Source organism: Streptomyces sp. NPDC048461, assembly GCF_055587105.1.
This window is the reverse complement of record NZ_JBVJGW010000001.1, coordinates 161,449-184,026: the sequence shown is the minus strand read 5'-3', so window position 1 is coordinate 184,026 and position 22,578 is coordinate 161,449. Positions and strand designations below refer to the sequence as shown.

The following is a 22,578-nucleotide window of genomic DNA, read 5'->3' as shown; positions in this document are numbered from 1 at the left end:
CCGCACCCCCCGGTGCGTTCACACTGCTGGGTCGTGCGGGTACTGCCGGGTGGGACTACTTGTTGATGCGGTTCGCGATTTCCTTGTCCGCGTCCGCGCCCGCCTTGGCGGCGTCCTCACCCTTCAGGACCTTGGTCATGAACTCCTTGATGGGGTTCGGCTCGGTCTCGACGTTCGCCCAGCCGGCCGTGACCGGGGTGATCTTGCCGTTGAGGCCGGCCTTGGCCATGGCCTCGGCGAAGGAGCCCGCCGGGGCGGCGAAGTTCGCGCCGGCCTGGTTCGGGAGCAGCGCGCCCTTGGTCTCGGCGGCGTACTTGGTCATCTGGTCCTTGCCTGCGGCGAGGGCCAGCCACTCCTTGGCGAGCTCCTTGTTCTTGGAGCGCTCGGAGACCGCGAGGTTCGAGCCGCCGAGGAAGACGGTGCCGGACTTGTCGGCGGTCTTGCCCGGGATCGGGAAGTAGCCGAAGTCGGCTTCCTTGCCCGCGTCCTTCAGCGCCTTCTCGGCACCGCCGGCCTCCCAGCCGAGACCGATCCAGGAGGCGACACCGCCCTTGGGGACGACGTCGGTGGACTGCTGCGGGGTGGCCTCGTCCTTGTCCTTGGGCGCGGTGGAGAACGACTGGAGCTTCTTGTAGAAGTCCATCGCGGAGGCGGCCTGCGGGGTGCCCAGCTGGCCCTTCCACTTGTCGCCGTCCTTGACGGCGAGGTCGGTGCCCTCGTCCCAGACGAAGCCCGCGAGGACGTACCAGCTCTGACCGGGCAGGTAGATCGGCTGCGAGGCCGGGTCCGAGGCCTTCAGCTTCTCCAGGCCGGCGACCCACTCGTCACGGGTGGTCGGCGCGGATATGCCGGCCTTGGCGTAGGCCTTCTTGTCGTAGATGACGACGCGGTTGGCGGCGTACCACGGGGCGGAGTAGAGCTTGCCGTCGACCTCGGCCGAGGCGAGCATGCTCTTCTGCCAGGCGTCGGCACCGAGCTTGGCCTTGTCGCCGGACAGGTCGGCGAGTCCGCCGGTGACCGCGTAACCCGCGGTCTGGGTGTTGCCGAGCTCCAGGACGTCGGGCGGGGTGTTCTCGGAGAGGGCGGTGGTGATCTTCTCCTGGATCCCGGTCCACTTCTGCTCTTCGACCTTGACCGTGACACCGGGGTGCTTGGCCGAGAACTCCTTGTTGACCTCGTCGATCCAGGCCTTGGGCGCCGAGCCGTCCATCACCCATACGGTGATTTCCTTGGGGCCGGCCGCGTCGGTCTTACCCTTGTCGTCGCCGCCGTTGCCGCACGCCGCGACTCCGACCATCATGCCCGCGACACTGACCGCCGCGATGAGCTTGCGCTTCACGCCACCCTCCTCAGGGATGCTGCCTGCAACTTCCCTCGCCCACCGCGGTGACGTACCAAGTACTCCCGTGGGGCCGGGATCTGATCCATATTGGTTTAGACCAGTAGCTGGAGCTTGGCCTAGACCTTTAGGGGTGTCAAGGGTCTAATGAGCGGGTGCTCGGTCCGTTATCGGACCGACACCTGGGCAGAGAGAAGGCCCGTCCCCCCACACGTGTCACGATGTGACCGCACATATCGGAGGAGCCGGTGACGGCAGCGAAACTGGAGTCGGGAAGGCGGGCGGCGATGGCCACCGAAGGGGCACTCACGGAGCCGGAGGGCGGGGCTGCGACCCGCACGGCACGTGTACCCAAGTACTACCGACTCAAGCGGCACTTGCTCGACATGACCGAAACCCTGCCGCCCGGCACACCGGTACCGCCGGAGCGCACGCTCGCGGCCGAATTCGACACCTCCCGGACCACCGTCCGGCAGGCCCTGCAGGAGCTCGTCGTGGAGGGCCGCCTGGAGCGCATCCAGGGCAAGGGCACCTTCGTCGCCAAGCCGAAGGTCTCCCAGCCGCTCCAACTCTCCTCGTACACCGAGGACATGAGGGCCCAGGGACTGGAACCGACCTCCCAGCTCCTGGACATCGGATACGTGACGGCCGACGACACCCTCGCCGGACTCCTCAAGATCACCACGGGCGGACGGGTCCTGCGCATCGAGCGGCTGCGCCTGGCCAGCGGCGAGCCGATGGCCATCGAGACCACGCACCTCTCGGCCAAGCGCTTCCCCGCGCTGCGCCGTTCGCTGGTCAAGTACACCTCCCTCTACACCGCGCTCGCGGAGGTGTACGACGTCCGGCTCGCCGAGGCGGAGGAGACCATCGAGACCTCGCTGGCCACCCCGCGCGAGGCCGGCCTGCTCGGCACCGACGTCGGGCTGCCGATGCTGATGCTGTCCCGGCACTCACTGGACGCGGACGGCGAACCGGTCGAGTGGGTGCGCTCGGTCTACCGCGGCGACCGCTACAAGTTCGTGGCCCGCCTCCAGCGGCCGGCGCTCTGACGGCCGGGCGGCCCGCACGCCCGGCCGCCCGACCCGTCACCCACCCACCCGTCCGGCCACCCGGCCGGCCCCGCATCCGTACGTACCGATATACGGACGGGGTCTTACGTTCACCGGGCAATCCCCCGTAGATTCCCTGCCGCTTACGCAGATGATCGACGAGGGGACGAAGGTCATGCCCAAATCGGAATCAACGGGAACAGAACGGGACACGGCGAGTCCGGGCACCACGCAGGGCTCGCCCTCTCCCAGGTCCATCGCCGTGTGGGTGCTCGTCGGACTCGTCGGTGCCCTCGGCTGGGGAGTGCTGGCCCTCTCCCGCGGCGAGGAGATCTCGGCCGCGTGGCTCCTGGCCGCCGCGCTGGGCTCGTACGCCATCGGCTACCGCTTCTACTCCCGCTTCATCGCGCACCGCGTACTGAAGGTGGACAAGACCCGGGCCACCCCGGCCGAACGCCTTGACAACGGTGTCGACTTCCACCCGACCGACCGCCGCGTGCTCTTCGGCCACCACTTCGCCGCCGTGGCCGGCGCCGGCCCGCTCGTCGGTCCCGTGCTCGCCGCACAGATGGGCTACCTGCCCGGCACGATCTGGATCGTCGCGGGCGTCATCTTCGCCGGCGCCGTCCAGGACATGGTGACGCTCTTCTTCTCCACCCGCCGCGACGGGCGCTCGCTGGGCCAGATGGCCCGGGACGAGATCGGCCCCGTCGGCGGAGCGGCCGCGCTGGTCGCCGTGTTCGCCATCATGATCATCCTGCTGGCGGTGCTGGCACTGGTCATCGTCAACGCCCTGGCCCACTCGCCGTGGGGCGTCTTCTCCATCGGCATGACCATCCCCATCGCCCTCTTCATGGGCTTCTACCTCCGCGTGCTGCGGCCCGGCCGGGTCACCGAGGTCTCCGTCATAGGGGTCGCGCTGCTGCTGCTCGCGATCGTCGCGGGCGGCTGGGTCGCCGAGTCCTCCCTCGCCGACACCTTCACCCTGGAGAAGGAGACGCTCGTCGTCTGGATGGTCGCGTACGGCTTCGTCGCCTCCGTCCTGCCCGTGTGGATGCTGCTCGCGCCCCGCGACTACCTCTCCACCTTCATGAAGGTCGGCACGATCGCGCTGCTCGCGCTGGGCGTGGTCATCGCGATGCCCACGCTGAAGATGCCCGCGGTCACCGAGTTCGCCTCCCGCGGCGACGGCCCCGTCTTCGCCGGCTCGATGTTCCCGTTCGTCTTCATCACCATCGCGTGCGGCGCCCTGTCCGGGTTCCACTCGCTGGTCGCCTCGGGCACCACCCCGAAGATGATCCAGAAGGAGACCCAGGTCCGGGTCATCGGCTACGGCGCCATGCTGACCGAGTCCTTCGTCGCCATCATGGCGATGATCGCGGCCTGCATCATCGAGCCCGGCCTGTTCTTCGCCGTGAACTCGCCCCCCGGCGTCATCGGCACCACCGTGGAGAGCGCCTCGCAGGCGGTGACGAACTTCGGCTTCGCCATCAGCCCGGAAGCCCTCGCCCAGGCCGCGAAGGACGTCGAGGAGACCAGCCTGCTCTCCCGTACCGGTGGAGCACCGACCTTCGCACTCGGGATGTCGGAGATCTTCTCGGCCGTCATCGGCGGCGCGGGCATGAAGGCCTTCTGGTACCACTTCGCCATCATGTTCGAGGCGCTGTTCATCCTGACCACCGTCGACGCGGGCACGCGCGTCGGCCGGTTCATGCTCCAGGACACCCTCGGCAACGTCCACAAGTCCTTCAAGGACGTCAGCTGGAAGCCCGGCGTCTGGTTCGCGAGCGCCATCGTCGTCGGCGGCTGGGGCTACTTCCTGTGGGTCGGCGTCAAGGACCCGCTGGGCGGCATCAACCAGCTCTTCCCGCTGTTCGGCATCGCGAACCAGCTGCTCGCGGCGGTCGCCCTGGCCGTCTGCACCACCCTCCTGGTCAAGTCCGGGCGGCTCAAGTGGGCCTGGGTGACGGGCGTGCCGCTGGTGTGGGACGTGGCCGTCACGCTCACCGCCAGCTACCAGAAGATCTTCTCGGAGGACGTGAAGGTCGGCTTCTTCGCCCAGCGCGACAAGTACCAGGCCGGCATCGACGCCGACAAGGTCCTGCCGCCCGCGAAGACCATGGGCGAGATGGAGACCGTGGTCACCAACGCCACGGTGGACGGCGTGCTGTGCGTGCTGTTCGCGCTCCTGATCGTCGTCGTACTGGTGGACGCGGCCCGGACCTGCTTCAAGGCGATCGCCGACCCGGCGTCCGTGAAGCTCTCCGAGGTCCCGTGGACCGAGTCGAAGATCGTCGCACCGGCCGGACTGGTCCCGACCGCCGAGGAGCGCGCCGAACTCGCGGCCGCCGGACTGGACTCCAGCGGCGGCCGGACCAGGGAACCGGTCGCGTGAGCCCCGCGGCGCCCGGCGCCGGCGGCATCGGCACGAGCGGTACCGGCGCGGGCAGCGCCGGCGCGGGCGGTACCGGCCGGGCCGGGCCCGGGCGGCTGCGCCGGGCGCTGGCCCGGGCCCGGTACTTCGTACGGGAGTTCTCCGGCGAGGCCGCGTACGACCGGTACGTCGCACACGCCCGCTCCCACGACCCCGACGCCGCGGTCCCGACCCGCCGGGCCTTCGAACGGGCCCGCACCGACGCGCGCGAGGCGGACCCCCGCGAGGGCTTCCGCTGCTGCTGACCCGCCCGCCCCGAAGGCCCCGCCGCTCCCCGCGGCGGGGCCTTCGGCGTCCGGCGCCGCGGCGGGGACCGCCCGGCCGACCGGCCTTGCCCGCCCGGCGTCCCGGCACCCCGCACCCGTCCTGCACACTCGACCGCATGGACATGGTGATCAGGGCGGCGCTGCCCGCCGAGTACACGGAGCTGGGCGAGATCACGGCGCAGGCCTACCTCGCCGACGGGCATCTGGACCCGAACGAGAACGACGACTACCTGAACGTCCTGCGCGACGTGGCCGGCCGGGCCGCCCGCGCCGAGGTGCTCGTCGCCGAGCGCGGCGGGCGGATCCTCGGCGGCGTGACCTTCGCCGCGCCCGGGAGCCCGCTCGCCGACATCGCCGGCCCGGACGAGGCCGAGTTCAGGATGCTGGCCGTGGCCCGGGAAGGCCGCGGGCAGGGCGCCGGCGAGGCGCTGGTACGGGCCTGCCTGGACCGGGCGCGGGCGATCGAGGGGGTTTCCGCGATGGTCCTGTCCACCCAGCGGAGCATGGCCGGGGCCCACCGGATCTACTCCCGGCTCGGTTTCGAACGTACTCCGGAGCGGGACTGGGCGCCGATCGAGGGCCTCACCCTGCTGACGTACCGGCTGAAGCTGTAGCCACGCCGACACAACATGTGGGGGCTTCCGCAGACAGCCGCCCCCACATGTATGCTCAGGGCTGCTGTCGCCGCAGGGGAATCCGGTGCGAATCCGGAACTGTCCCGCAACGGTATGAAGTGCACCGATTGGTGTACCTGCAAGTCCGAGGACCTGCCGACAGCGCACCCGGCTCGACCGAACCGGGTGCCGATACGTCCGGGCCTCGCGGTTGGGCCGGTGGACGCCATGCGGTGCACGAGCCGTCTGCCCTGCCCGGGCCGGCCCGTGCGCTGTCCCGCATGCGCCCCTCGCACCCCGCCCCGCCGATGACCGGGCCGAGCGAGGGAGAGCAACCCCCGTGACCATCGCGCCTTCCGCACCGCGCGCCGAGTCCGTTCCGTCCACGGCTCTTCATGGATCTGGCGAAGGTCCCGGGGCCGCACTCCTGCGTACCCTCACCGAACTGACGGCCGACCTGCCCGACACCGACCCCGGCCGGGTCGCCGCCGCCGCGCTGCGCGGCCGCAGCTCCATCGCCGACGAGGCCGAACTGCGCGGGCTGGCCACCGAGGCCGCCGCGGGCCTCATCTCCGAGGACCCGGCGTACTCCCGCCTCGCCGCCCGGCTGCTGACGCTGGCCGTGGCCGGGGAGGCCGCCGGCCAGGGCGCCACCTCGTTCTCCGCCTCCGTCGCCGTGGGCCACCGCGAGGGCCTGATCGCCGACCGCACCGCCGAGTTCGTCAGGGCCCACGCGGCCCGCCTGGACGCGCTGGTCGAGCACACGCTCGCCGAGGGCGCCGACGACCGCTTCGGCTTCTTCGGCCTGCGCACCCTGCACAGCCGCTACCTGCTGCGCCACCCGATCACCCGCCAGGTCGTGGAGACCCCGCAGTTCTTCATGCTGCGCGTGGCCTGCGGCCTCGCCGAGAACGACAGCGTCCAGGCCGTCGAGGAAGTGGCCTCGCTGTACCGGCTGATGAGCCGCCTCGACTACCTGCCGTCCTCCCCCACGCTGTTCAACTCCGGCACCCGGCACCCGCAGATGTCCTCCTGCTACCTGCTGGACTCCCCGCTGGACGAGCTCGACTCGATCTACGACCGCTACCACCAGGTCGCGCGCCTCTCCAAGCACGCCGGCGGCATCGGCCTCTCGTACTCCCGCATCCGCGCCCGCGGTTCGCTGATCCGCGGCACCAACGGCCACTCCAACGGCATCGTCCCGTTCCTGAAGACCCTCGACGCCTCCGTCGCCGCGGTGAACCAGGGCGGCCGCCGCAAGGGCGCCGCCGCCGTGTACCTGGAGACCTGGCACGCGGACATCGAGGAGTTCCTGGAGCTCCGCGACAACACCGGTGAGGACCAGCGCCGTACGCACAACCTGAACCTCGCCCACTGGGTGCCGGACGAGTTCATGCGCCGTGTCAACGCCGACGCCGACTGGTCGCTGTTCTCCCCGGCCGAGGTCCCCGAGCTGGTGGACCTGTGGGGCGACGACTTCGACGCCGCGTACCGCAAGGCCGAGGCGGCGGGCCTGGCCCGCAAGACCATGCCCGCCCGCGAGCTGTACGGCCGGATGATGCGCACCCTCGCGCAGACCGGCCAGGGCTGGATGACCTTCAAGGACGCCTCCAACCGCACGGCGAACCAGACCGCCGAGCCGGGCACGGTCGTCCACTCCTCCAACCTCTGCACCGAGATCATCGAGGTCACCAACGACGGCGAGACGGCCGTCTGCAACCTCGGTTCGGTCAACCTGGGCGCCTTCGTCCTGGCAGGCGCCGGTGACGGAAGCGAGCGGATCGACTGGGAGCGCCTGGACGAGACCGTCCGTACCGCGGTGACCTTCCTGGACCGCGTGGTGGACATCAACTTCTACCCGACCGAGCAGGCGGGCCGCTCCAACGCCCGCTGGCGGCCGGTGGGTCTGGGCGCCATGGGCCTCCAGGACGTCTTCTTCCGGCTGAAGCTGCCCTTCGACTCCCCCGAGGCGCAGGCGCTGTCCACGAAGCTGTCCGAGCGGATCATGCTCGCGGCGTACGAGGCCTCCTGCGACCTCGCCGAGAAGAACGGCCCGCTCCCCGCCTGGGAGCAGACCCGCACCGCGCGCGGCGTGCTGCACCCCGACCACTACGAGGTCGAGCAGAACTGGCCGGAGCGCTGGGACGCGCTGCGCGCCCGCATCGCGAAGACCGGGATGCGCAACTCGCTGCTCCTGGCGATCGCCCCGACGGCGACGATCGCCTCCATCGCGGGCGTGTACGAGTGCATCGAGCCGCAGGTCTCCAACCTGTTCAAGCGCGAGACGCTGAGCGGTGAGTTCCTCCAGGTCAACGCATACCTGGTGGACGAGCTGAAGCGGCTCGGCGTGTGGGACGCCCAGACCCGCGAGGCGCTGCGCGAGGCGAGCGGCTCGGTCCAGGGCTTCGGCTGGATCCCGGCCGAGGTGCGCGCGCTGTACCGCACGGCGTGGGAGATCCCGCAGCGCGGCCTGATCGACATGGCGGCGGCCCGGACCCCGTACCTCGACCAGTCGCAGTCGCTGAACCTGTTCCTGGAGACGCCCACCATCGGCAAGCTCAGCTCGATGTACGCGTACGCCTGGAAGCAGGGCCTGAAGACGACGTACTACCTGCGCTCGCGCCCGGCGACGAAGATCGCCCGCGCGGCGTCCGGTTCCGCCGTCCCGGCGCCCGCCGCCGTCCCGGCATCCGCCGCTCCGCTTCCGCAGGCCGTCGACGCCGACGCGCTGGCCTGCTCCCTTGAGAACCCCGAGTCCTGCGAGGCCTGCCAGTAATGAGCTCCAACGACACCAAGAACCTGCTGGACCCGGGCTTTGAGCTGACGCTCCGCCCGATGCGCTACCCGGACTTCTACGAGCGCTACCGTGACGCGATCAAGAACACGTGGACGGTGGAGGAGGTCGACCTCCACTCGGACGTCGCGGACCTCGCGAAGCTGACCCCGTCGGAGCAGCACATGATCGGCCGGCTGGTCGCGTTCTTCGCGACGGGCGACTCGATCGTCTCGAACAACCTCGTGCTGACGCTGTACAAGCACATCAACTCCCCGGAGGCGCGCCTGTACCTGTCGCGCCAGCTGTTCGAGGAGGCCGTGCACGTCCAGTTCTACCTGACGCTGCTCGACACCTACCTGCCCAACCCGGACGACCGCGCGGCCGCGTTCGACGCGGTCGAGGAGATCCCCTCGATCCGCGAGAAGGCGCAGTTCTGCTTCAAGTGGATGGACTCGGTCGAGAAGATCGACCGGCTGGAGACGGCCGCCGACCGGCGCCGCTTCCTGCTGAACCTGATCTGCTTCGCCGCGTGCATCGAGGGCCTGTTCTTCTACGGCGCCTTCGCGTACGTGTACTGGTTCCGCTCGCGCGGCCTGCTGCACGGCCTGGCCACCGGCACGAACTGGGTCTTCCGCGACGAGACCATGCACATGAACTTCGCCTTCGAGGTCGTGGACACCGTCCGCAAGGAGGAGCCGGAGCTCTTCGACGACGCCCTCCAGCAGCAGGTCACCGACATGCTGCGAGAGGCCGTTGAGGCGGAGCTGCAGTTCGGCCGCGACCTGTGCGGCGACGGCCTGCCGGGCATGAACACCGAGTCCATGCGCGAGTACCTGGAGTGCGTCGCGGACCAGCGCCTGGTCCGCCTCGGCTTCCCGCCGGTGTACGGCTCCCAGAACCCGTTCTCCTTCATGGAGCTCCAGGGCGTTCAGGAACTGACGAACTTCTTCGAGCGCCGCCCGTCGGCCTACCAGGTCGCGGTCGAGGGCACGGTCGACCTGGACGAGGACTTCTAGTCCGCGTCGCCGGCCGGGCCGGCCGGCACGCGCGCGTCCCCGTTCCCGGGAAGTCCGGGGGCGGGGACGCGCTGCTGAGCGGGGACGAACGGCGGCGGGAACGCGCTGCCGGGCAGACGGTTCAGCGCCCCGGCGCGTGCCGTACCGCCAGGCGCGGCGCCGCCGGACGGGGCTCCGTGCGCGTACGCCCGAACCCGGCCCGGACGGTCCGCGGGCGCTGCGGCCCCCGCCCGGCGGCGGTGCGCAGTTGGCGGTCGGTGCGGTGGTCGGCGAGGGCTCCGTGGAGGGCCGGGGCGACGAGGAGGGCCGCGACGGCGAGGACGGTCAGGTAGTCCAGGAACGTGTTCATGACTCCACTCTCGCGAGTGCGGCAAAGATCGAACAGTGGCAGGACTGTCATGGAAGTGCGAATTACTGCCACACTGGCGTCATGCTGAACAACGTGGCCGTGGCCGTGGTCAACGGCGTCGCCCCCTTCGAAATGGGCATCTTCTGCGAGGTCTTCGGGATCGACCGCAGCGCGATGGGCCTGCCCACGTACGACTTCGCCGTCTGCGCGATGGAGGACAACCCCCTCTCCGTCGGCGACGGCCACTACAGCCTCACCCTCCCCCACGGGCCCGACCGGCTGGAGGAGGCGGACCTGATCTGCCTGCCCGCGGACCGCGACGCACCGACCCGCGACTATCCCCGCCCGCTGCTGGACGCCCTGCACCGGGCCGTGGACCGCGGCGCGCGCGTGCTGAGCGTGTGCAGCGGCGCCTTCATGCTCGGCGCCGCCGGCCTGCTCGACGACCGGCGCTGCACCACGCACTGGATGCACGCCCCCGCCCTGGCCGGCCGCTACCCGCGGGCGCGGGTCGACCCCGACGTGCTGTACGTGGACGAGGGCCCGGTGATCACCTCGGCGGGCACCGCCTCCGGGATCGACGCGTGCCTGCACGTCGTACGGCAGGAGCAGGGCGCCGAGGTGGCCAACACCATCGCGCGCCGCATGGTCGTCCCCCCGCACCGGGACGGCGGGCAGGCCCAGTACATCCAGCGGCCGCTCCCCCGCACCTCCTGCGACACGGTCGGCGAGGTCATCGCGTGGATGGCGCGCCACCTGGCGGACGAGATCACCGTCGAGCAGCTCGCGGAGCGCGCCCACCTGTCCCCGCGCACCTTCGCCCGCCGCTTCCTGCAGGAGACCGGCAGCACCCCGTACCAGTGGGTGCTGCGGCAGCGGGTGCTGCTCGCGCAGGAGCTGCTGGAGTCCACCGACGAGACGGTCGACGCGATCGCCGGGCGCTGCGGCTTCGGCAACGCGGCCGCGCTGCGCCACCACTTCCTGCGCGCCCTGGGCACGACCCCGAACTCCTTCCGCCGGGCCTTCCGGGGGCCCCGGGCGGTGGCCTGACCGGGGCCGCGCACCCCCCGGGCCCGGTCGCGTGACCGATATGCGACTGGCCGAAACCTTGAGCACACTTGACCCGAACCGACCCCATTCGTAGCCGTTCGATGACGTACGGTGAGCATGCCCGGCCCGACCGCCCGCACAGCGCCCGGGCCCCGCACCTCTCACCAAGCCCAGGGGGCCTGCATGTCCCGTACGAGCCGTACCGCTCGCATTCTCACCGCCGCCGCGTTCGCCGCGCTGCTCCTCGGTGGTGCGGCCGCCACCGCGTCCGCGGACAGCGGCTGGGGCGCCGCGCCCGCCGACAGCAGCCGGGGGCCGAAGCCCTCCGACAGCGGCTGGGGTTCGGCCCCCGCCGACAGCGGCTGGGGCTCGGTGCGGAAGTAGCCCGCCTCCCGGTCGCCGCCCCGGCCGTCTCACCGGTCGTCGCCCCGGCGCCCGTACCGCACGTCGACAGGGCCCCGCTCCTCACCCGGAGCGGGGCCCTGTCGACGTGCGCGGCGGCCGTCGCGGCCGGGACGGTCTACGCGTTCGGGACGGTCTCGTAGCGCGGGGTGCCCTCTTCCATCTGCCGCAGGGCGTCCTTGCGGTCGCGCTTGGAGAGCCGGTCGATGTACAGGTACCCGTACAGGTGGTCGGTCTCGTGCTGCAGGCAGCGCGCGAAGTAGCCGGTGCCGCGCACCTTGATCGGGTTGCCCTGAGCGTCCTGGCCGGTGACCTCGGCGTAGTCCGGGCGGGCCAGCGAGGCGTACGCCGTCGGGACCGACAGGCAGCCCTCGTTGGAGTCGTCGAGCACCCGCGCGCCCGCGGGCAGCTCGACGAGCTTGGGGTTGACCACGACACCGGTGTGCCGGTTGCCGTCGTCGTCCGGGCAGTCGTAGACGAAGACCTTCGCGTCCACGCCGATCTGGTTCGCGGCCAGGCCCACGCCCTCGGCGGCCTTCTGGCTGGCGAACATGTCGTCGATCAGCTGCGCCAGCTCGTCGCCGAACTCCGTGACGTCCTTGCACTCCCGGTGCAGGACCGGGTTGCCGACCACCGTGATCGGACGGGCGGTGCCACGCTCGCGGTGGGCGAGCTCGCGCTCCGCACAGCCCTCGGTGTCCACGACGTACCCGTCGTTCAGGTTCTCGACGACCTCGTTCTCCTGCTGCGCCATGTCCGCCGTACGCCTTCCGTAAGTCCTGGCACCGGTGGTCGCCAATGGCCACCGATGTGCCCGTACAGCCTACGGCCCCGGCTCAGCAGACTTCTTCGAGATCCCGCCACTCGCGGCTGTCCGGACTGTCGGCGACCCAGCCGTCGAGCAGCCCGCGCACCAGCCCGGCCGGCGCCGCGATCCCGCACTCCCGTTCCGGCACCCACAGCGAACCGGAGCCGGCCGTGCGGTGCCCGAGCGGCCCGGGGTGCCCCGGCTCGCTGTGGTCGTGGGGGTCCAGGTGCTCGCCGTCGCCCTCGTCGCTCGGCATCTCGCTCTCCGAGCAGGTACGGCACAGCAGCCGCACCGACGAGGACCAGTCCTCGGCGGCGAAGCCCGCGTCGGAGGCCAGCTGCTCCAGCGCGTCACGGTCCGACTCGGTGGCCGCCTCCAGCAGCACCACCCAGGTCGGCACCGGCGACGGCGCCCACAGCTCGATCTCGTCGAAGACCGGGTAGGAGGGACCGGCCGCGGTCACCCGTTCCCCGTGCGGCACCCCGTCGTGGAGCACGACCTCGCCCCAGCGCCGCCCGGACGACGGCAGCGGGATCGACAGGACCTCCAGCCGGGCCGGGTCCAGCCGGCGGCCCCAGACCACCTCGGCCTCGCCCTCGGGCGACAGGCGCACGGCGGCGCTGCCCAGCTCCATGCCGACCGGCTCGCCGCCGGACTTCCCGCCCGCGCCCGAGCCGTGGGAGTCCCCGGGCACCTTCAGCCCGTACGCCTGCCAGGCCCTGCGGGCCAGCGGCCAGTCCTGCAGCGCGGTGGCCGCGATGCCGACGTTCCACCAGTCCGGGGCGCCGGCCTCCCGGTCCAGCAGGGCCACGGCGCGCAGCCCGGCGGCCCGCGCCTGCTCCCAGTCGTGGCGGAACTTGTGCAGCAGGGCCAGATTGAACCAGGACTCGGACAGCCACGGTTCCAGGTCCGCCGCTCTGGTCAGCAGCGCTCCCGCGTCCTCGTACCGACCGTCTCCGATCAGCGTGAACGCGCGGTCGGTGGCCTGCCGCCACGAGGCGGAGGGCCGATGCCGTACCTTCCCGAAGATCCTCACGTTTCCCGCCTGCCGGTCCAACGGTGCAGCCTTGCGGACACTGTCACGGTCACTCTTACTGGCATCCAACCATGCCCGCTCGGACGGCCGCTCATTACCCATGGGTTACCCAGGCGGGACGGGAACAACTCTGTCACGCCCCTCCCTGGCCAGAACCCTCGCCAGGGACTCCACGACCTCCGGCTCGTAGTCCTGCCCGGTGCCCAGCCGCAGCTGCTCCAGGGCGGCCAGTGAGCCGCCCGGGTGACGACTGCCCGCGACCAGGTCGTCGTACGCGTTCACCGCGCGCACGATCCGGGCGGCCACGGGCTGCTCCCGGTACGGGTCGGCCTGCAGTTCCACGACCACCGCGACCTCGGCCGGCACCCCGGTCTGGCGGGCCACCGCCCCGCCGAGCCCGGCGATGCGGCGGGCCTCGGCGGGGGGCAGCTCGGCGGTCGCCCCCTCCGGGACCGGGTCGACCAAGGACAGCTGGCCGATGTCGTGCATCAGGGCGGCGTACTCCAGCACCGTGAGGTCCCGCTCCGAGAGGCCCAGCTCCCGGCCCACGGCGCAGCTCAGCGCGGCGACCCGGCGGGAGTGGCCCGGCCGGGTGTATCCGGCGATCTCGGTGGCCCGGGCGAGGGAGGTGATGGTCTGCCGGTAGGTGGTGCGGACGGCGGCGATCCGGTGGAAGGACATCTGGGTCAGCAGCAGGGGCACGCTGAAGACGGGCAGGGCCCACAGCCCGGCGACGGCCACGCCCAGGGCCATCACGACCCCGGTGGCGCAGATCGCCGAGCCGATGCCCAGCTGGGCGCGCAGCTCGTCGCGCAGCAGCGGCCCGTACGGCCATCCGGTCCGGTCCCCGGCCAGGGCGGCGGCGAGCACCGCGTCGCACAGGGCGGTGAGGAAGAGCAGGAAGAGGAGGAAGAGGACCAGGTACGGGCTCTGCCCGAGCCACTGCTCCAGCCGGCCGGAGTTGTACAGCGGCTGGAAACAGGCGGCGGCGAACGCGACGGTCAGCACCCGCCGGGCGACGTGGTCGAGGGCGGGGCCGCTGCCCCGGGCGATGTGCGGGACCACCCCGACGAGGGCGGCGGCGACCACGACGGCGACGGTCTGGAGGACCCCGTGGTGGGAGGGCTGCCCGGCGATCTGGCCCAGCAGGGCGTACGCGAGGGCCCCGGCGGAGCCGAGCGGCGCGGGCCGGCGGTCCTCGGCCGCGCCGGGCCCGGGGCGGTCGGGGCGGCCGTCGGTGCGGCGGTCGCGGCGGGCGAGCTCGCCGACCGCGACCAGGGCGCCGAAGGCCAGGGCCGGGCCCGGGTCCAGGACCCCGGTCCACAGGGTGTGGCCGAGGGCCGCGACGGTGACCAGCGCGGCGGCCCCGCGGACGCTCCACGCGGCGGCCCCGCGCAGGCCCGATGCGGCGGCGCCGCGCAGGCCCCGCGCGGCGCCGGTCCCCTTCACGCTCCCGCTCCCGGCCCGCGCCGCTCGTCGGGCGGCCGGAAGGTTCCTGCTCCGGGGCCGCCGGGCGGCGCCGCGGGGGCCGCCGCCGGCCGGCCCGCCCCCTGGAAGGCGGCCCGCCCCCCGTCGCCCGGCCGGTCCGGGGCCGCGTCCCGGCCCTGCCCCGGGAGCCCGGGGAGCCCCGGCCCTGTGGCGGGGGCGGCGGGGCCCGCGCCCGGGGCGGCGGCGCCGATCACCTGGAGGTCCTCGTCGGAGGTGACCACGGGGTGCCAGCCGTGCCGTCCGATGGCCTCGGCCAGCGCCAGCACCATGGCCGGGTCGAACTGCGCCCCCGCGCACCGCTCCAGTTCCGTCAGGGCGGCCGGAACCGGGCGGGCCCGGCTGTAGGAACGGGTGGAGGTCATCGCGTCGAAGGCGTCGGCGACCGCCACGACCCGGGCCAGTACCGGGATCTGGTCGCCGGTCAGCCCGTACGGGTAGCCGGAGCCGTCGACCCGCTCGTGGTGGTGCAGGATCGCGGACCGCGCCTCGCCCAGGAAGCCGATGCCGCGCACCATCTCGTGGCCGTACTCGGGGTGCAGTTCGATGATCCGGCGCTCCTCGGGGGTGAGCGGCCCGTCCTTGCGGAGCAGCCGGGTGGGGACGCCGAGCTTGCCGACGTCGTGCAGGATCCCGGCGATGCGGACGACTTCGAGGCGGTCCTCGGCCATCCCCAGCTCGCGGGCGATCATCGCGGAGGCCTGGCCGACCCGCTCGCTGTGGCCGCGCGTGTAGCGGTCCTTGATGTCGACGGCCTGGACGAGGGCGCGGATGGTGGCCCGGTGGGCGGCGCGCTCGCGGTGGTACTGGGCGAAGACCCAGCAGGAGATGTACATCGGCAGCAGGACCAGGAGCGCGGCCGTCAGCCCGTACGGGCTGCGCCACAGGACGGCCATCATCAGCCCGGCCAGGCCGTGCACGCAGTGCGGGGCGAGGGACCGGGCCAGCGGCCCGCGCCAGACCGTGGCGGCGGAGCGGCGCTCCGCGGTGACCAGGACGCCGGTGTCGAGGGCGGTGAGCACGAGGCAGAAGACGACGACGGCGGCCGCCGCGGGGACCAGGACGTACGGGAAGTCCGCGAGCCACACGCCCGCTTCGGAAGCCGCGGCGGACACGGCGGCCCCGGGTGCGCCCGGAGGCCCGCCCCGCGAGCCGAGCGCGTCCGGCCCGCCCAGCAGCGCGAACGCCTGCCCGGCGGTCCAGGCCGCCATCGCCTGCTGTGCGCCGTGCCAGGCCCGGCGCACCCGGACGGGCGGCTCGGCCACCGTCCCGGCGAGCCCGCCGGGCAGGGCGACGAGCGCGGCGGCCGCGGGCGGCAGCAGGAACACGGCGGCGAGCAGGACGGGGAAGAAGGAGCCGATGCCCTCGGGGACCCGGGAGCCCAGCAGCGGGCAGAACCTGACGAGTTCGCAGCCGAGGTAGAGCGCCGACAGCAGGACCACCGCCGGCCACGGGGTGCCGGCGCCGGTGAATGCGGGCGTGATGCAGGCGAGTGCCGCGAGGACGCCGCAGAGGATGTATCCGCGCGCCGCCGGCGGAAGTGCCCGCATGGCGCTCTCCTCCCGTGTGGCGTCCGAGCCGGGTACCGAATCCGACCGGTACCGAATGGGGAGAATAAGTGGGGCCCCGATGCCGGTGGGCCACATTTCCGCATTGCGCCAAGCGGACGCCCCCGGATTAGCACCTTCGGGTGAACGAAGTGCCCTTCCGGGGGCGGTCGTCGAAACGGGGCCGGGGGCCCGGGACCGGCCGGGTCAGCCGGTGGCCGGGTTGTCGGCGGTGACGTCGTGGTCCGGCACCGCCTGGCCCGACCGGATCAGCTCGATCCGGCCCATGACCTTCGAGCGCAGGTCGCTCGGCACGTCGTCGGACCCGCAGCAGCGCTTGACCAGCTTCTTCACGGCCTGCTCCAGGCCGTACTTCTCCAGGCAGGGGTTGCACTCGCCGAAGTGTGTCTCGAACTTCGTGCAGTCACTGTCGGGCATCTCGTGGTCGAGGAACTCGTACAGGTGGTCCAGGACCTCAGCGCACTCCGTCTCGTGCGGCTCTCCGCAACTCATGAGCCCGAGCCTTTCCTGTCGTTCGACTCTCCCCCGCCGGCGGGTACCAGCCCGCGCTCACGGGCATAGTCCTCCAGCATTCCGCGGAGTTGACGGCGGCCACGGTGCAGTCGCGACATGACCGTACCGATGGGTGTACCCATGATGTCCGCGATCTCCTTGTACGCAAAGCCCTCTACGTCGGCGAGATAGACCGCGATGCGGAACTCCTCCGGAATCGCCTGGAGGGCTTCCTTCACGTCCGAATCGGGCAGGTGGTCGAGCGCCTGCGACTCGGCCGAGCGCAGTCCCGTCGACATGTGCGACTCGGCGCGCGCCAGCTGCCAGTCCTCGATCTCCTCCGCGGCGCTGCGCTGGGGCTCGCGCTGCTTCTTGCGGTAGGAGTTGATGAACGTGTTGGTCAGGATCCGGTAGAGCCACGCCTTCAGGTTGGTGCCCTCCCGGAACTGGTGGAACGACGCGTACGCCTTCGCGTACGTCTCCTGGACCAGGTCCTCGGCGTCGGCCGGGTTGCGCGTCATGCGCAGCGCGGCCGAGTACATCTGGTCGAGGTAGCCGAGGGCGTCCCTCTCGAAGCGCGCGTTGCGCTCCGGGGTCGTCTCCTCCGCGTGGCCTTCGTCGGTCCCGGCGACAGGACCCACCTCCTCCGACAGCGTGGCGGCTCCGAAAGCGGATCCGCTCGAATCGGAGAATAGTCGACCTTCCCGGCCCTCCGCCGCTCGGAGCGAGCTGCGCTTGGGCCCGGGCAGTACCGTCCAGTCCAGGTCAGCGGCCTGCCTGCGGTTCTGGCTGATGGCCTGGGTCATGCGCTTCCTCTCCTGCCGACGAATTGCCGTGCGTTCCGACATCCGGGACAACAGAAGGGCCGTACGGCGCATTCCCCGGCGGGCGGCGGGGTTTCGCACCCCCGTCGCGCCACGGGGCGGCGGGGTGCCGCTCCGCCGCCGCGATCCGCCGCGCGAATGTGTCAGGTCGCGGTCAGGGGGCGAGCCCCTCCAGCCAGGCGCCCACCGCGTCGGTGATCACGTCGAGGGCCTGCTGCTGGGTGGTCGGCGCCCGCTTGGGCACCGCGAAGCCGTGGTCGCCGTCGGGCACCTCGACGAGCTCGTACGGGTCCTGCGCCCCCGGCGCCGGGAACTCCCCGGGGCGGCCGAAGGCGTCCCGGCCGCCCTGGACCACGAGGGCGGGGCGGCCGGCGCCGAGCAGCTCGTCGGCGCGGGACTTCTCGGGGCGGCCAGGCGGGTGCAGCGGGAACGCCAGCGCCAGCACCCCGGCGGCGCCGAGGCCGGCGGCGGTCCGGCAGGCCACGCGTGCGCCGGCGCTGCGGCCGCCCGCGACCACGGGCAGTCCGGGGCGCGCGAGCACCGGCCAGAGCCCGCGCCAGCCCTCGTCCAGCACCTTGGGCGCGGCGGCCACCTTCTTCCCGGCGACCCGCCAGGGCTGCTCGACCAGGGCCACGGTGATCCCGCGCGCGGGCAGGGCGGCGGCCAGCGCCCGGAGGTCGCGGGCCTCGATGCCGCCGCCGGCGCCGTGGCCCACGGCGAGCACGAGGCGGGCGGAGGCGGCGGGGTGCCAGGTCACGCGGGCCTCGCCCGGCGGGGTGTCGACGCTTTCGGTACGCGGGGTCATGGGCCGATCATGCCGGGTCGGCGCCGGTCAGAAGAGCGTCGCCTCCTCCGGCGCGGCCAGCTCGTCCAGCAGTTCGGGCCCGTTGTTGCGGACGTTGCTGACGGCGGTGGAGACGGGGTAGGCCCGCATCAGCCCGCCCGGCGGCGGCGCCAGCAGTTCCCGCAGCCCGTCGGGGTCGGTCCGGGCCGGGTCCAGCCAGGCGTCCCACGTGTCGGGGGCCAGCATGAGCGGCATCCGGGGGTGGATGTCGGCGAGCGAGGCGGGCCCCTCGGCGGGGGCCACGCCCAGCGGGCCGGTCTCGGCCTCGGTGGTGATCACGGAGCAGGTCGCCCACCAGGACCGGGGGTGGTCGGCGGGCAGGGTCGCGTCGCGCCAGAACTCGTATATCCCGGCCATGGCGAAGACGGAGCCGTCGGCGGGGAGCACGAAGTACGGCTGCTTGCGGGCCCGCTTCTTCTTGCCCTCGACCTCCAGCTGCCGCTCGTCGTGGGCGGTGACCCACTCGTAGTAGCCGTCGGCGGGGACGATGCAGCGGCGCTGTGCGAACGGCCGCCGGAAGGACGGCTTCTCGTGCAGGGTCTCGGACCTGGCGTTGATCATCCGGGCGGCGCCGTCGGGGTTCTTGGCCCAGGACGGCACCAGGCCCCACTTCAGGACGCGGAGCTGGCGAACCGGACGCGGATCCGGAGCGTCCTTCACGGGACGGTCGAGGACGACGAGGACCTCCTTGGTCGGCGCCACGTTCCAGTCGGGCTCCGGGGACTCCTCCGGCTCCCACTTCTCGACGCCGAAGGCCTCCACCAGGTCCTCGGGGCTACGACTCGCTGCATACCGTCCGCACATGGCTGCCACACTGCCATGGCACCCGACCACCACCGCAAGGAGTCCGCCACTTCATGGACAGCAGCTCTACGGCCGGCCTCTGGGACCGGCTCACGGGGATACAGACGGCGCCCGACCTGTGGCTGGTGATCGTGACGGGGCTGGCGGCGCTGGCCGCCGTGGGGCCGCGCCCGCTGTGGCGCCTCTCGCGCAACGCGGTCACCATCGCCCACGAGGGCGGGCACGGCCTGCTGGCGCTGCTCACCGGGCGGCGCCTGGACGGCATCCGCCTGCACTCCGACACCAGCGGTGTCACGGTCAGCCGGGGCAAGCCCTCGGGCCTCGGCATGGTCCTGACGGCGGCCGCCGGGTACACCGCCCCCTCGCTGCTCGGGCTGGGCGGGGCCGCGCTGCTGTCCGCGCACCGGATCACGCTGCTGCTGTGGGCGGCGACCGCCCTGCTCGTCGTGATGCTGGTGATGATCCGCAACGCGTACGGGGCCCTGACGGTGATCCTGACCGGCGGAACCTTCCTGCTGGTGTCCTGGCTGGCCCCCGCGGAGGTCCAGGCCGCCTTCGCCTACGCCGTGGTGTGGTTCCTGCTGCTCGGCGGGGTGCGGCCGGTCTTCGAGCTCCAGGCCAAGCGCCGGGGCGGCGCCGCACCGGATTCCGACGCCGACCAGCTGGGGCGGCTCACGCACGTCCACCCGGTGGTGTGGCTGGTCCTCTTCCACGTCGTCGCGCTCTGCTCCCTCGTCGGCGGCGGCCGCTGGCTGCTCGGCCTCTGAGACGGCGTCGCGATCAAGATCCGGCACCGGGCGGAGCCACTAAAGTGGGGGCCATGACCGATTCCCCCGCGCTCCCCGCCCTCTGGCCCGCTCCGCTCGCCGAAGCGGCCGTACACGCCACCGTCACGGTGCCCGGGTCCAAATCGGTCACCAACCGGGCCCTGGTGCTGGCCTCCCTCGCCTCCGAGCCCGGCTGGGTGCGCCGTCCGCTGCGCTCGCGGGACTCCCAACTGATGTCCGACGCCCTGCGCGCGATGGGCGTCGGCATCGAGGAGACCGTCTCCTCCAGCTCCGCCGGCGACGGCGCGAGCGGCGAGGCCTGGCGGGTCATCCCGGCGGCGCTGCACGGTCCGGCCACGGTCGACGTCGGCAACGCGGGCACGGTCATGCGCTTCCTGCCGCCCGTCGCCACCCTCGCCGCGGGCGACATCCGCTTCGACGGCGACCCCCGCTCCTACGAGCGTCCGCTGGGCCAGGTCATCACCGCGCTGCGCACGCTCGGCGCCCGCATCGACGACGACGGCCGGGGCGCGCTGCCGCTGACCGTCCAGGGCGGCGGGGCGCTGGAGGGCGGGGTGGTCGAGATCGACGCGACCAACTCCTCGCAGTTCGTCTCCGCCCTGCTGCTCTCCGCCCCGCGCTTCAACCAGGGCGTCGAGGTGCGGCACGTGGGCACCAACCTGCCGTCCATGCCGCACATCCGGATGACCGTGGAGATGCTGCGCGCGGCGGGCGCCCAGGTCGACACCCCCGAGGCCGGCGGCGAGAAGAACGTGTGGCGGGTCTCCCCCGGCGCCCTGCTGGGCCGCGACATGGTCGTGGAACCGGACCTCTCCAACGCGCAGCCCTTCATGGCGGCCGCCCTGATCACCGGCGGCACGGTGACGATCCCCGACTGGCCGCGCCGCACCACGCAGCCCGGTGACGCGCTGCGCCGGATCTTCACGGAGATGGGCGGCTCCTGCGAGCTGACCGACGACGGCCTGGTCTTCTCGGGCACCGGCAAGATCCACGGCATCGACGTGGACCTCGGCGAGGTCGGCGAGCTCACCCCGGGCATCGCCGCGGTGGCGGCCCTGGCCGACTCGGAGTCCGTCCTGCGCGGGGTCCAGCACCTGCGGCTGCACGAGACCGACCGGCTGGCGGCGCTGACCAAGGAGATCAACGCGCTCGGCGGCGACGTCACCGAGACCGCGGACGGGCTGCACATCCGGCCGCGCCCGCTGCACGGCGGCACCTTCCACACGTACGACGACCACCGGATGGCCACCGCGGGCGCGGTGATCGGCCTGGCGGTGGACGGCGTGCTCATCGAGAACGTGGCGACGACCGCCAAGACCCTGCCGGACTTCCCGGCGATGTGGGCGGACATGCTCGCCGGGGCCTCCGGCGCCCCCACGGCCTCCGCTGCCCCCGCGGCCTCCGGCGCCCCGGGTGCCCGTACGGGCGCGGGTGCGTCCGGGACGTCCTCCGGCGGCCCCTCCCGGGCCGGAGCGGGTGCGGGAGCGTAGGGCCCGTCATGCGCAGGTACGGCAAGAACACCGACGAGGACGACATCCGGTCCCGCCCCAACCGCAAGGGCAACCGGCCCCGGACCACCATCCGGCCCAAGCACGAGGACGCCTCGGAGGGCTTCGTCCTCACCGTCGACCGGGGCAGGCTGACCTGCCTCGTCGAGGACCGCACCGTGCACGCGATGAAGGCCCGCGAGCTGGGCCGCAAGGCGGCGGTGGTCGGCGACCGGGTCTGGATCGTCGGTGACCTGTCGGGCAAGAAGGACACCCTCGCCCGGATCGTGCGCATCGAGGAGCGCCGTTCCGTCCTGCGGCGCACCGCGGACGACGACGACCCGTACGAGCGGGTGGTCGTCGCCAACGCCGACCAGCTCGCGATCGTCACGGCCCTGGCCGATCCGGAGCCGCGGCCGCGCATGATCGACCGCTGCCTGGTGGCGGCGTACGACGCCGGGCTGGAGCCCCTGCTGGTGCTCACCAAGTCCGACCTCACGTCCGCCGACAAGATCCTGGAGATCTACTCGACGCTCGGCGTGAACTACGTGGTGACCAACCGCGAGGAGCTCGCCACGGGCGACGCCGCCGACCGGGTCCGCGAGCGCCTCAACGGGCGGATCACCGCCTTCGTCGGGCACTCCGGCGTCGGCAAGACCACCCTGGTGAACTCGCTGGTCGCCGAGGGCCGCCAGCGCGCCGTCGGACACGTCAACGCGGTCACCGGCCGCGGCCGGCACACCACCACCTCGGCGCTCGCCCTGCCACTGCCCTCGGGCGACGGCTGGGTCATCGACACCCCGGGCGTGCGCTCCTTCGGCCTGCACCACGTGGACCCGTCCCGGGTCATCCTGGCCTTCCCCGACCTGGTGCCCGGTACGGAGGGGTGCCCGCGCGCCTGCAGCCACGACGAGCCGGACTGCGCGCTCGACAAGTGGGTGGAGGACGGCCACGCGGACCAGGCCCGGCTGTACTCGCTGCGGCGGCTGCTGGAGACCCGCGAGCGCCGCGACGGCGACTGACGGGCCCGCTCGCGGGCTGCCCGCGGCCCTCGGCGCGGGCGGCTGCGGCGCGTCCGGCGGGGTTTGCGGACGGCCGCGCCTGGTAAATGCATACTCGCACCGAGTGGCGCGCAGGCCGGGGC

General features: G+C 72.6%; 20 protein-coding genes, 1 pseudogene and 1 riboswitch. Of the genes and pseudogenes, 11 read left to right on the top strand and 10 right to left on the bottom strand.

All coding sequences use genetic code 11. The annotated features are described in order from the left end of the window. Nucleotides 1-55 precede the first annotated feature (55 nt). The gene (locus ACZ6S8_RS00845; protein ID WP_469451223.1) at nt 56-1,339 is read right to left on the bottom strand and encodes an extracellular solute-binding protein; all 1,284 of its coding nucleotides are present in this window, start codon (nt 1,337-1,339) and stop codon (nt 56-58) included. A 287-nt stretch (nt 1,340-1,626) separates the two neighbouring features. Between ACZ6S8_RS00845 and ACZ6S8_RS00840 the strand changes: the two genes are divergently transcribed. The 6 genes from ACZ6S8_RS00840 (at nt 1,627) to ACZ6S8_RS00815 (ending at nt 9,497) form a co-directional block, all read left to right on the top strand. Beyond that, the gene (locus tag ACZ6S8_RS00840) at nt 1,627-2,391 is read left to right on the top strand and encodes a GntR family transcriptional regulator (RefSeq protein ID WP_351279285.1); all 765 of its coding nucleotides are present in this window, start codon (nt 1,627-1,629) and stop codon (nt 2,389-2,391) included. A gap of 175 nt (nt 2,392-2,566) precedes the next feature. Further along, on the top strand, nt 2,567-4,786 hold the full coding sequence (locus ACZ6S8_RS00835; RefSeq protein WP_469451864.1) for a carbon starvation CstA family protein: 2,220 nt from the start codon (nt 2,567-2,569) through the stop codon (nt 4,784-4,786). A gap of 95 nt (nt 4,787-4,881) precedes the next feature. Beyond that, nucleotides 4,882-5,070, top strand: coding sequence for a CstA-like transporter-associated (seleno)protein (locus ACZ6S8_RS00830; protein ID WP_469451862.1), 189 nt, complete (start codon nt 4,882-4,884; stop codon nt 5,068-5,070). A 137-nt stretch (nt 5,071-5,207) separates the two neighbouring features. Beyond that, nucleotides 5,208-5,705, top strand: a complete 498-nt coding sequence (locus ACZ6S8_RS00825) for a GNAT family N-acetyltransferase (RefSeq protein WP_469451221.1) — start codon at nt 5,208-5,210, stop codon at nt 5,703-5,705. Nucleotides 5,706-5,746: 41 nt separating this feature from the next. Further along, nucleotides 5,747-5,880, top strand: a riboswitch (cobalamin riboswitch). A 165-nt stretch (nt 5,881-6,045) separates the two neighbouring features. Continuing rightward, nucleotides 6,046-8,481, top strand: a complete 2,436-nt coding sequence (locus ACZ6S8_RS00820) for a ribonucleoside-diphosphate reductase subunit alpha (RefSeq protein WP_469451219.1) — start codon at nt 6,046-6,048, stop codon at nt 8,479-8,481. Then, nucleotides 8,481-9,497, top strand: coding sequence for a ribonucleotide-diphosphate reductase subunit beta (locus tag ACZ6S8_RS00815; RefSeq protein ID WP_405529153.1), 1,017 nt, complete (start codon nt 8,481-8,483; stop codon nt 9,495-9,497). The genes ACZ6S8_RS00820 and ACZ6S8_RS00815 overlap by 1 nt, the downstream gene beginning before the upstream one ends. Nucleotides 9,498-9,618: 121 nt before the next feature. On the opposite strand, the gene ACZ6S8_RS00810 is transcribed toward ACZ6S8_RS00815, so the two are convergent. Then, on the bottom strand, nt 9,619-9,846 hold the full coding sequence (locus ACZ6S8_RS00810) for a hypothetical protein (protein ID WP_469451217.1): 228 nt from the start codon (nt 9,844-9,846) through the stop codon (nt 9,619-9,621). 81 nt (nt 9,847-9,927) lie between these two features. Between ACZ6S8_RS00810 and ACZ6S8_RS00805 the strand changes: the two genes are divergently transcribed. After that, a complete protein-coding gene (locus ACZ6S8_RS00805) occupies nt 9,928-10,896 on the top strand; it encodes a helix-turn-helix domain-containing protein (protein ID WP_469451215.1) in 969 nt (322 codons plus the stop codon). A 183-nt stretch (nt 10,897-11,079) separates the two neighbouring features. Beyond that, entirely contained in the window at nt 11,080-11,280 is a 201-nt protein-coding gene (locus tag ACZ6S8_RS00800; RefSeq protein ID WP_469451213.1) for a hypothetical protein, read from the top strand. A gap of 136 nt (nt 11,281-11,416) precedes the next feature. On the opposite strand, the gene def is transcribed toward ACZ6S8_RS00800, so the two are convergent. From def to ACZ6S8_RS00760, 8 genes are all read right to left on the bottom strand, one after another. Continuing rightward, nucleotides 11,417-12,052 (bottom strand): peptide deformylase, encoded by a 636-nt coding sequence (gene def, locus ACZ6S8_RS00795; protein ID WP_386522675.1) that lies wholly within the window; start codon nt 12,050-12,052, stop codon nt 11,417-11,419. A gap of 82 nt (nt 12,053-12,134) precedes the next feature. After that, nucleotides 12,135-13,142, bottom strand: a complete 1,008-nt coding sequence (locus ACZ6S8_RS00790; RefSeq protein WP_383929199.1) for a tetratricopeptide repeat protein — start codon at nt 13,140-13,142, stop codon at nt 12,135-12,137. A gap of 105 nt (nt 13,143-13,247) precedes the next feature. Next, on the bottom strand, nt 13,248-14,498 hold the full coding sequence (locus ACZ6S8_RS00785; protein WP_469451860.1) for an HD-GYP domain-containing protein: 1,251 nt from the start codon (nt 14,496-14,498) through the stop codon (nt 13,248-13,250). Nucleotides 14,499-14,587: 89 nt separating this feature from the next. Continuing rightward, nucleotides 14,588-16,177, bottom strand: a complete 1,590-nt coding sequence (locus ACZ6S8_RS00780; protein ID WP_469451210.1) for an HD-GYP domain-containing protein — start codon at nt 16,175-16,177, stop codon at nt 14,588-14,590. Between the two features lie 204 nt (nt 16,178-16,381). Then, nucleotides 16,382-16,687 (bottom strand): mycothiol system anti-sigma-R factor, encoded by a 306-nt coding sequence (gene rsrA / locus ACZ6S8_RS00775; protein WP_267718020.1) that lies wholly within the window; start codon nt 16,685-16,687, stop codon nt 16,382-16,384. Next, nucleotides 16,684-17,328: a sigma-70 family RNA polymerase sigma factor gene (locus tag ACZ6S8_RS00770; protein ID WP_267718386.1), complete on the bottom strand. Its 645-nt coding sequence runs from the start codon at nt 17,326-17,328 to the stop codon at nt 16,684-16,686. Before ACZ6S8_RS00770 ends, rsrA begins: the two co-directional genes overlap by 4 nt. Before the next feature lie 337 nt (nt 17,329-17,665). After that, the gene (locus tag ACZ6S8_RS00765; protein WP_469451208.1) at nt 17,666-18,316 is read right to left on the bottom strand and encodes an alpha/beta hydrolase family protein; all 651 of its coding nucleotides are present in this window, start codon (nt 18,314-18,316) and stop codon (nt 17,666-17,668) included. Between the two features lie 27 nt (nt 18,317-18,343). After that, nucleotides 18,344-19,159, bottom strand: coding sequence for an SOS response-associated peptidase (locus tag ACZ6S8_RS00760; protein ID WP_469451206.1), 816 nt, complete (start codon nt 19,157-19,159; stop codon nt 18,344-18,346). A 53-nt stretch (nt 19,160-19,212) separates the two neighbouring features. Between ACZ6S8_RS00760 and ACZ6S8_RS00755 the strand changes: the two genes are divergently transcribed. From ACZ6S8_RS00755 to rsgA, 3 genes and pseudogenes are all read left to right on the top strand, one after another. Then, nucleotides 19,213-19,926 (top strand): M50 family metallopeptidase, encoded by a 714-nt coding sequence (locus ACZ6S8_RS00755; RefSeq protein WP_469451205.1) that lies wholly within the window; start codon nt 19,213-19,215, stop codon nt 19,924-19,926. Nucleotides 19,927-19,979: 53 nt separating this feature from the next. Then, nucleotides 19,980-21,302, top strand: a pseudogene (gene aroA / locus ACZ6S8_RS00750) (3-phosphoshikimate 1-carboxyvinyltransferase); the annotation flags it as partial. Between the two features lie 143 nt (nt 21,303-21,445). Beyond that, nucleotides 21,446-22,456 carry a ribosome small subunit-dependent GTPase A gene (gene rsgA / locus ACZ6S8_RS00745; RefSeq protein WP_469451203.1) on the top strand — a complete coding sequence of 337 codons (1,011 nt, stop codon included), beginning with the start codon at nt 21,446-21,448 and terminating at the stop codon, nt 22,454-22,456. The last annotated feature ends 122 nt before the right edge of the window (nt 22,457-22,578 follow it).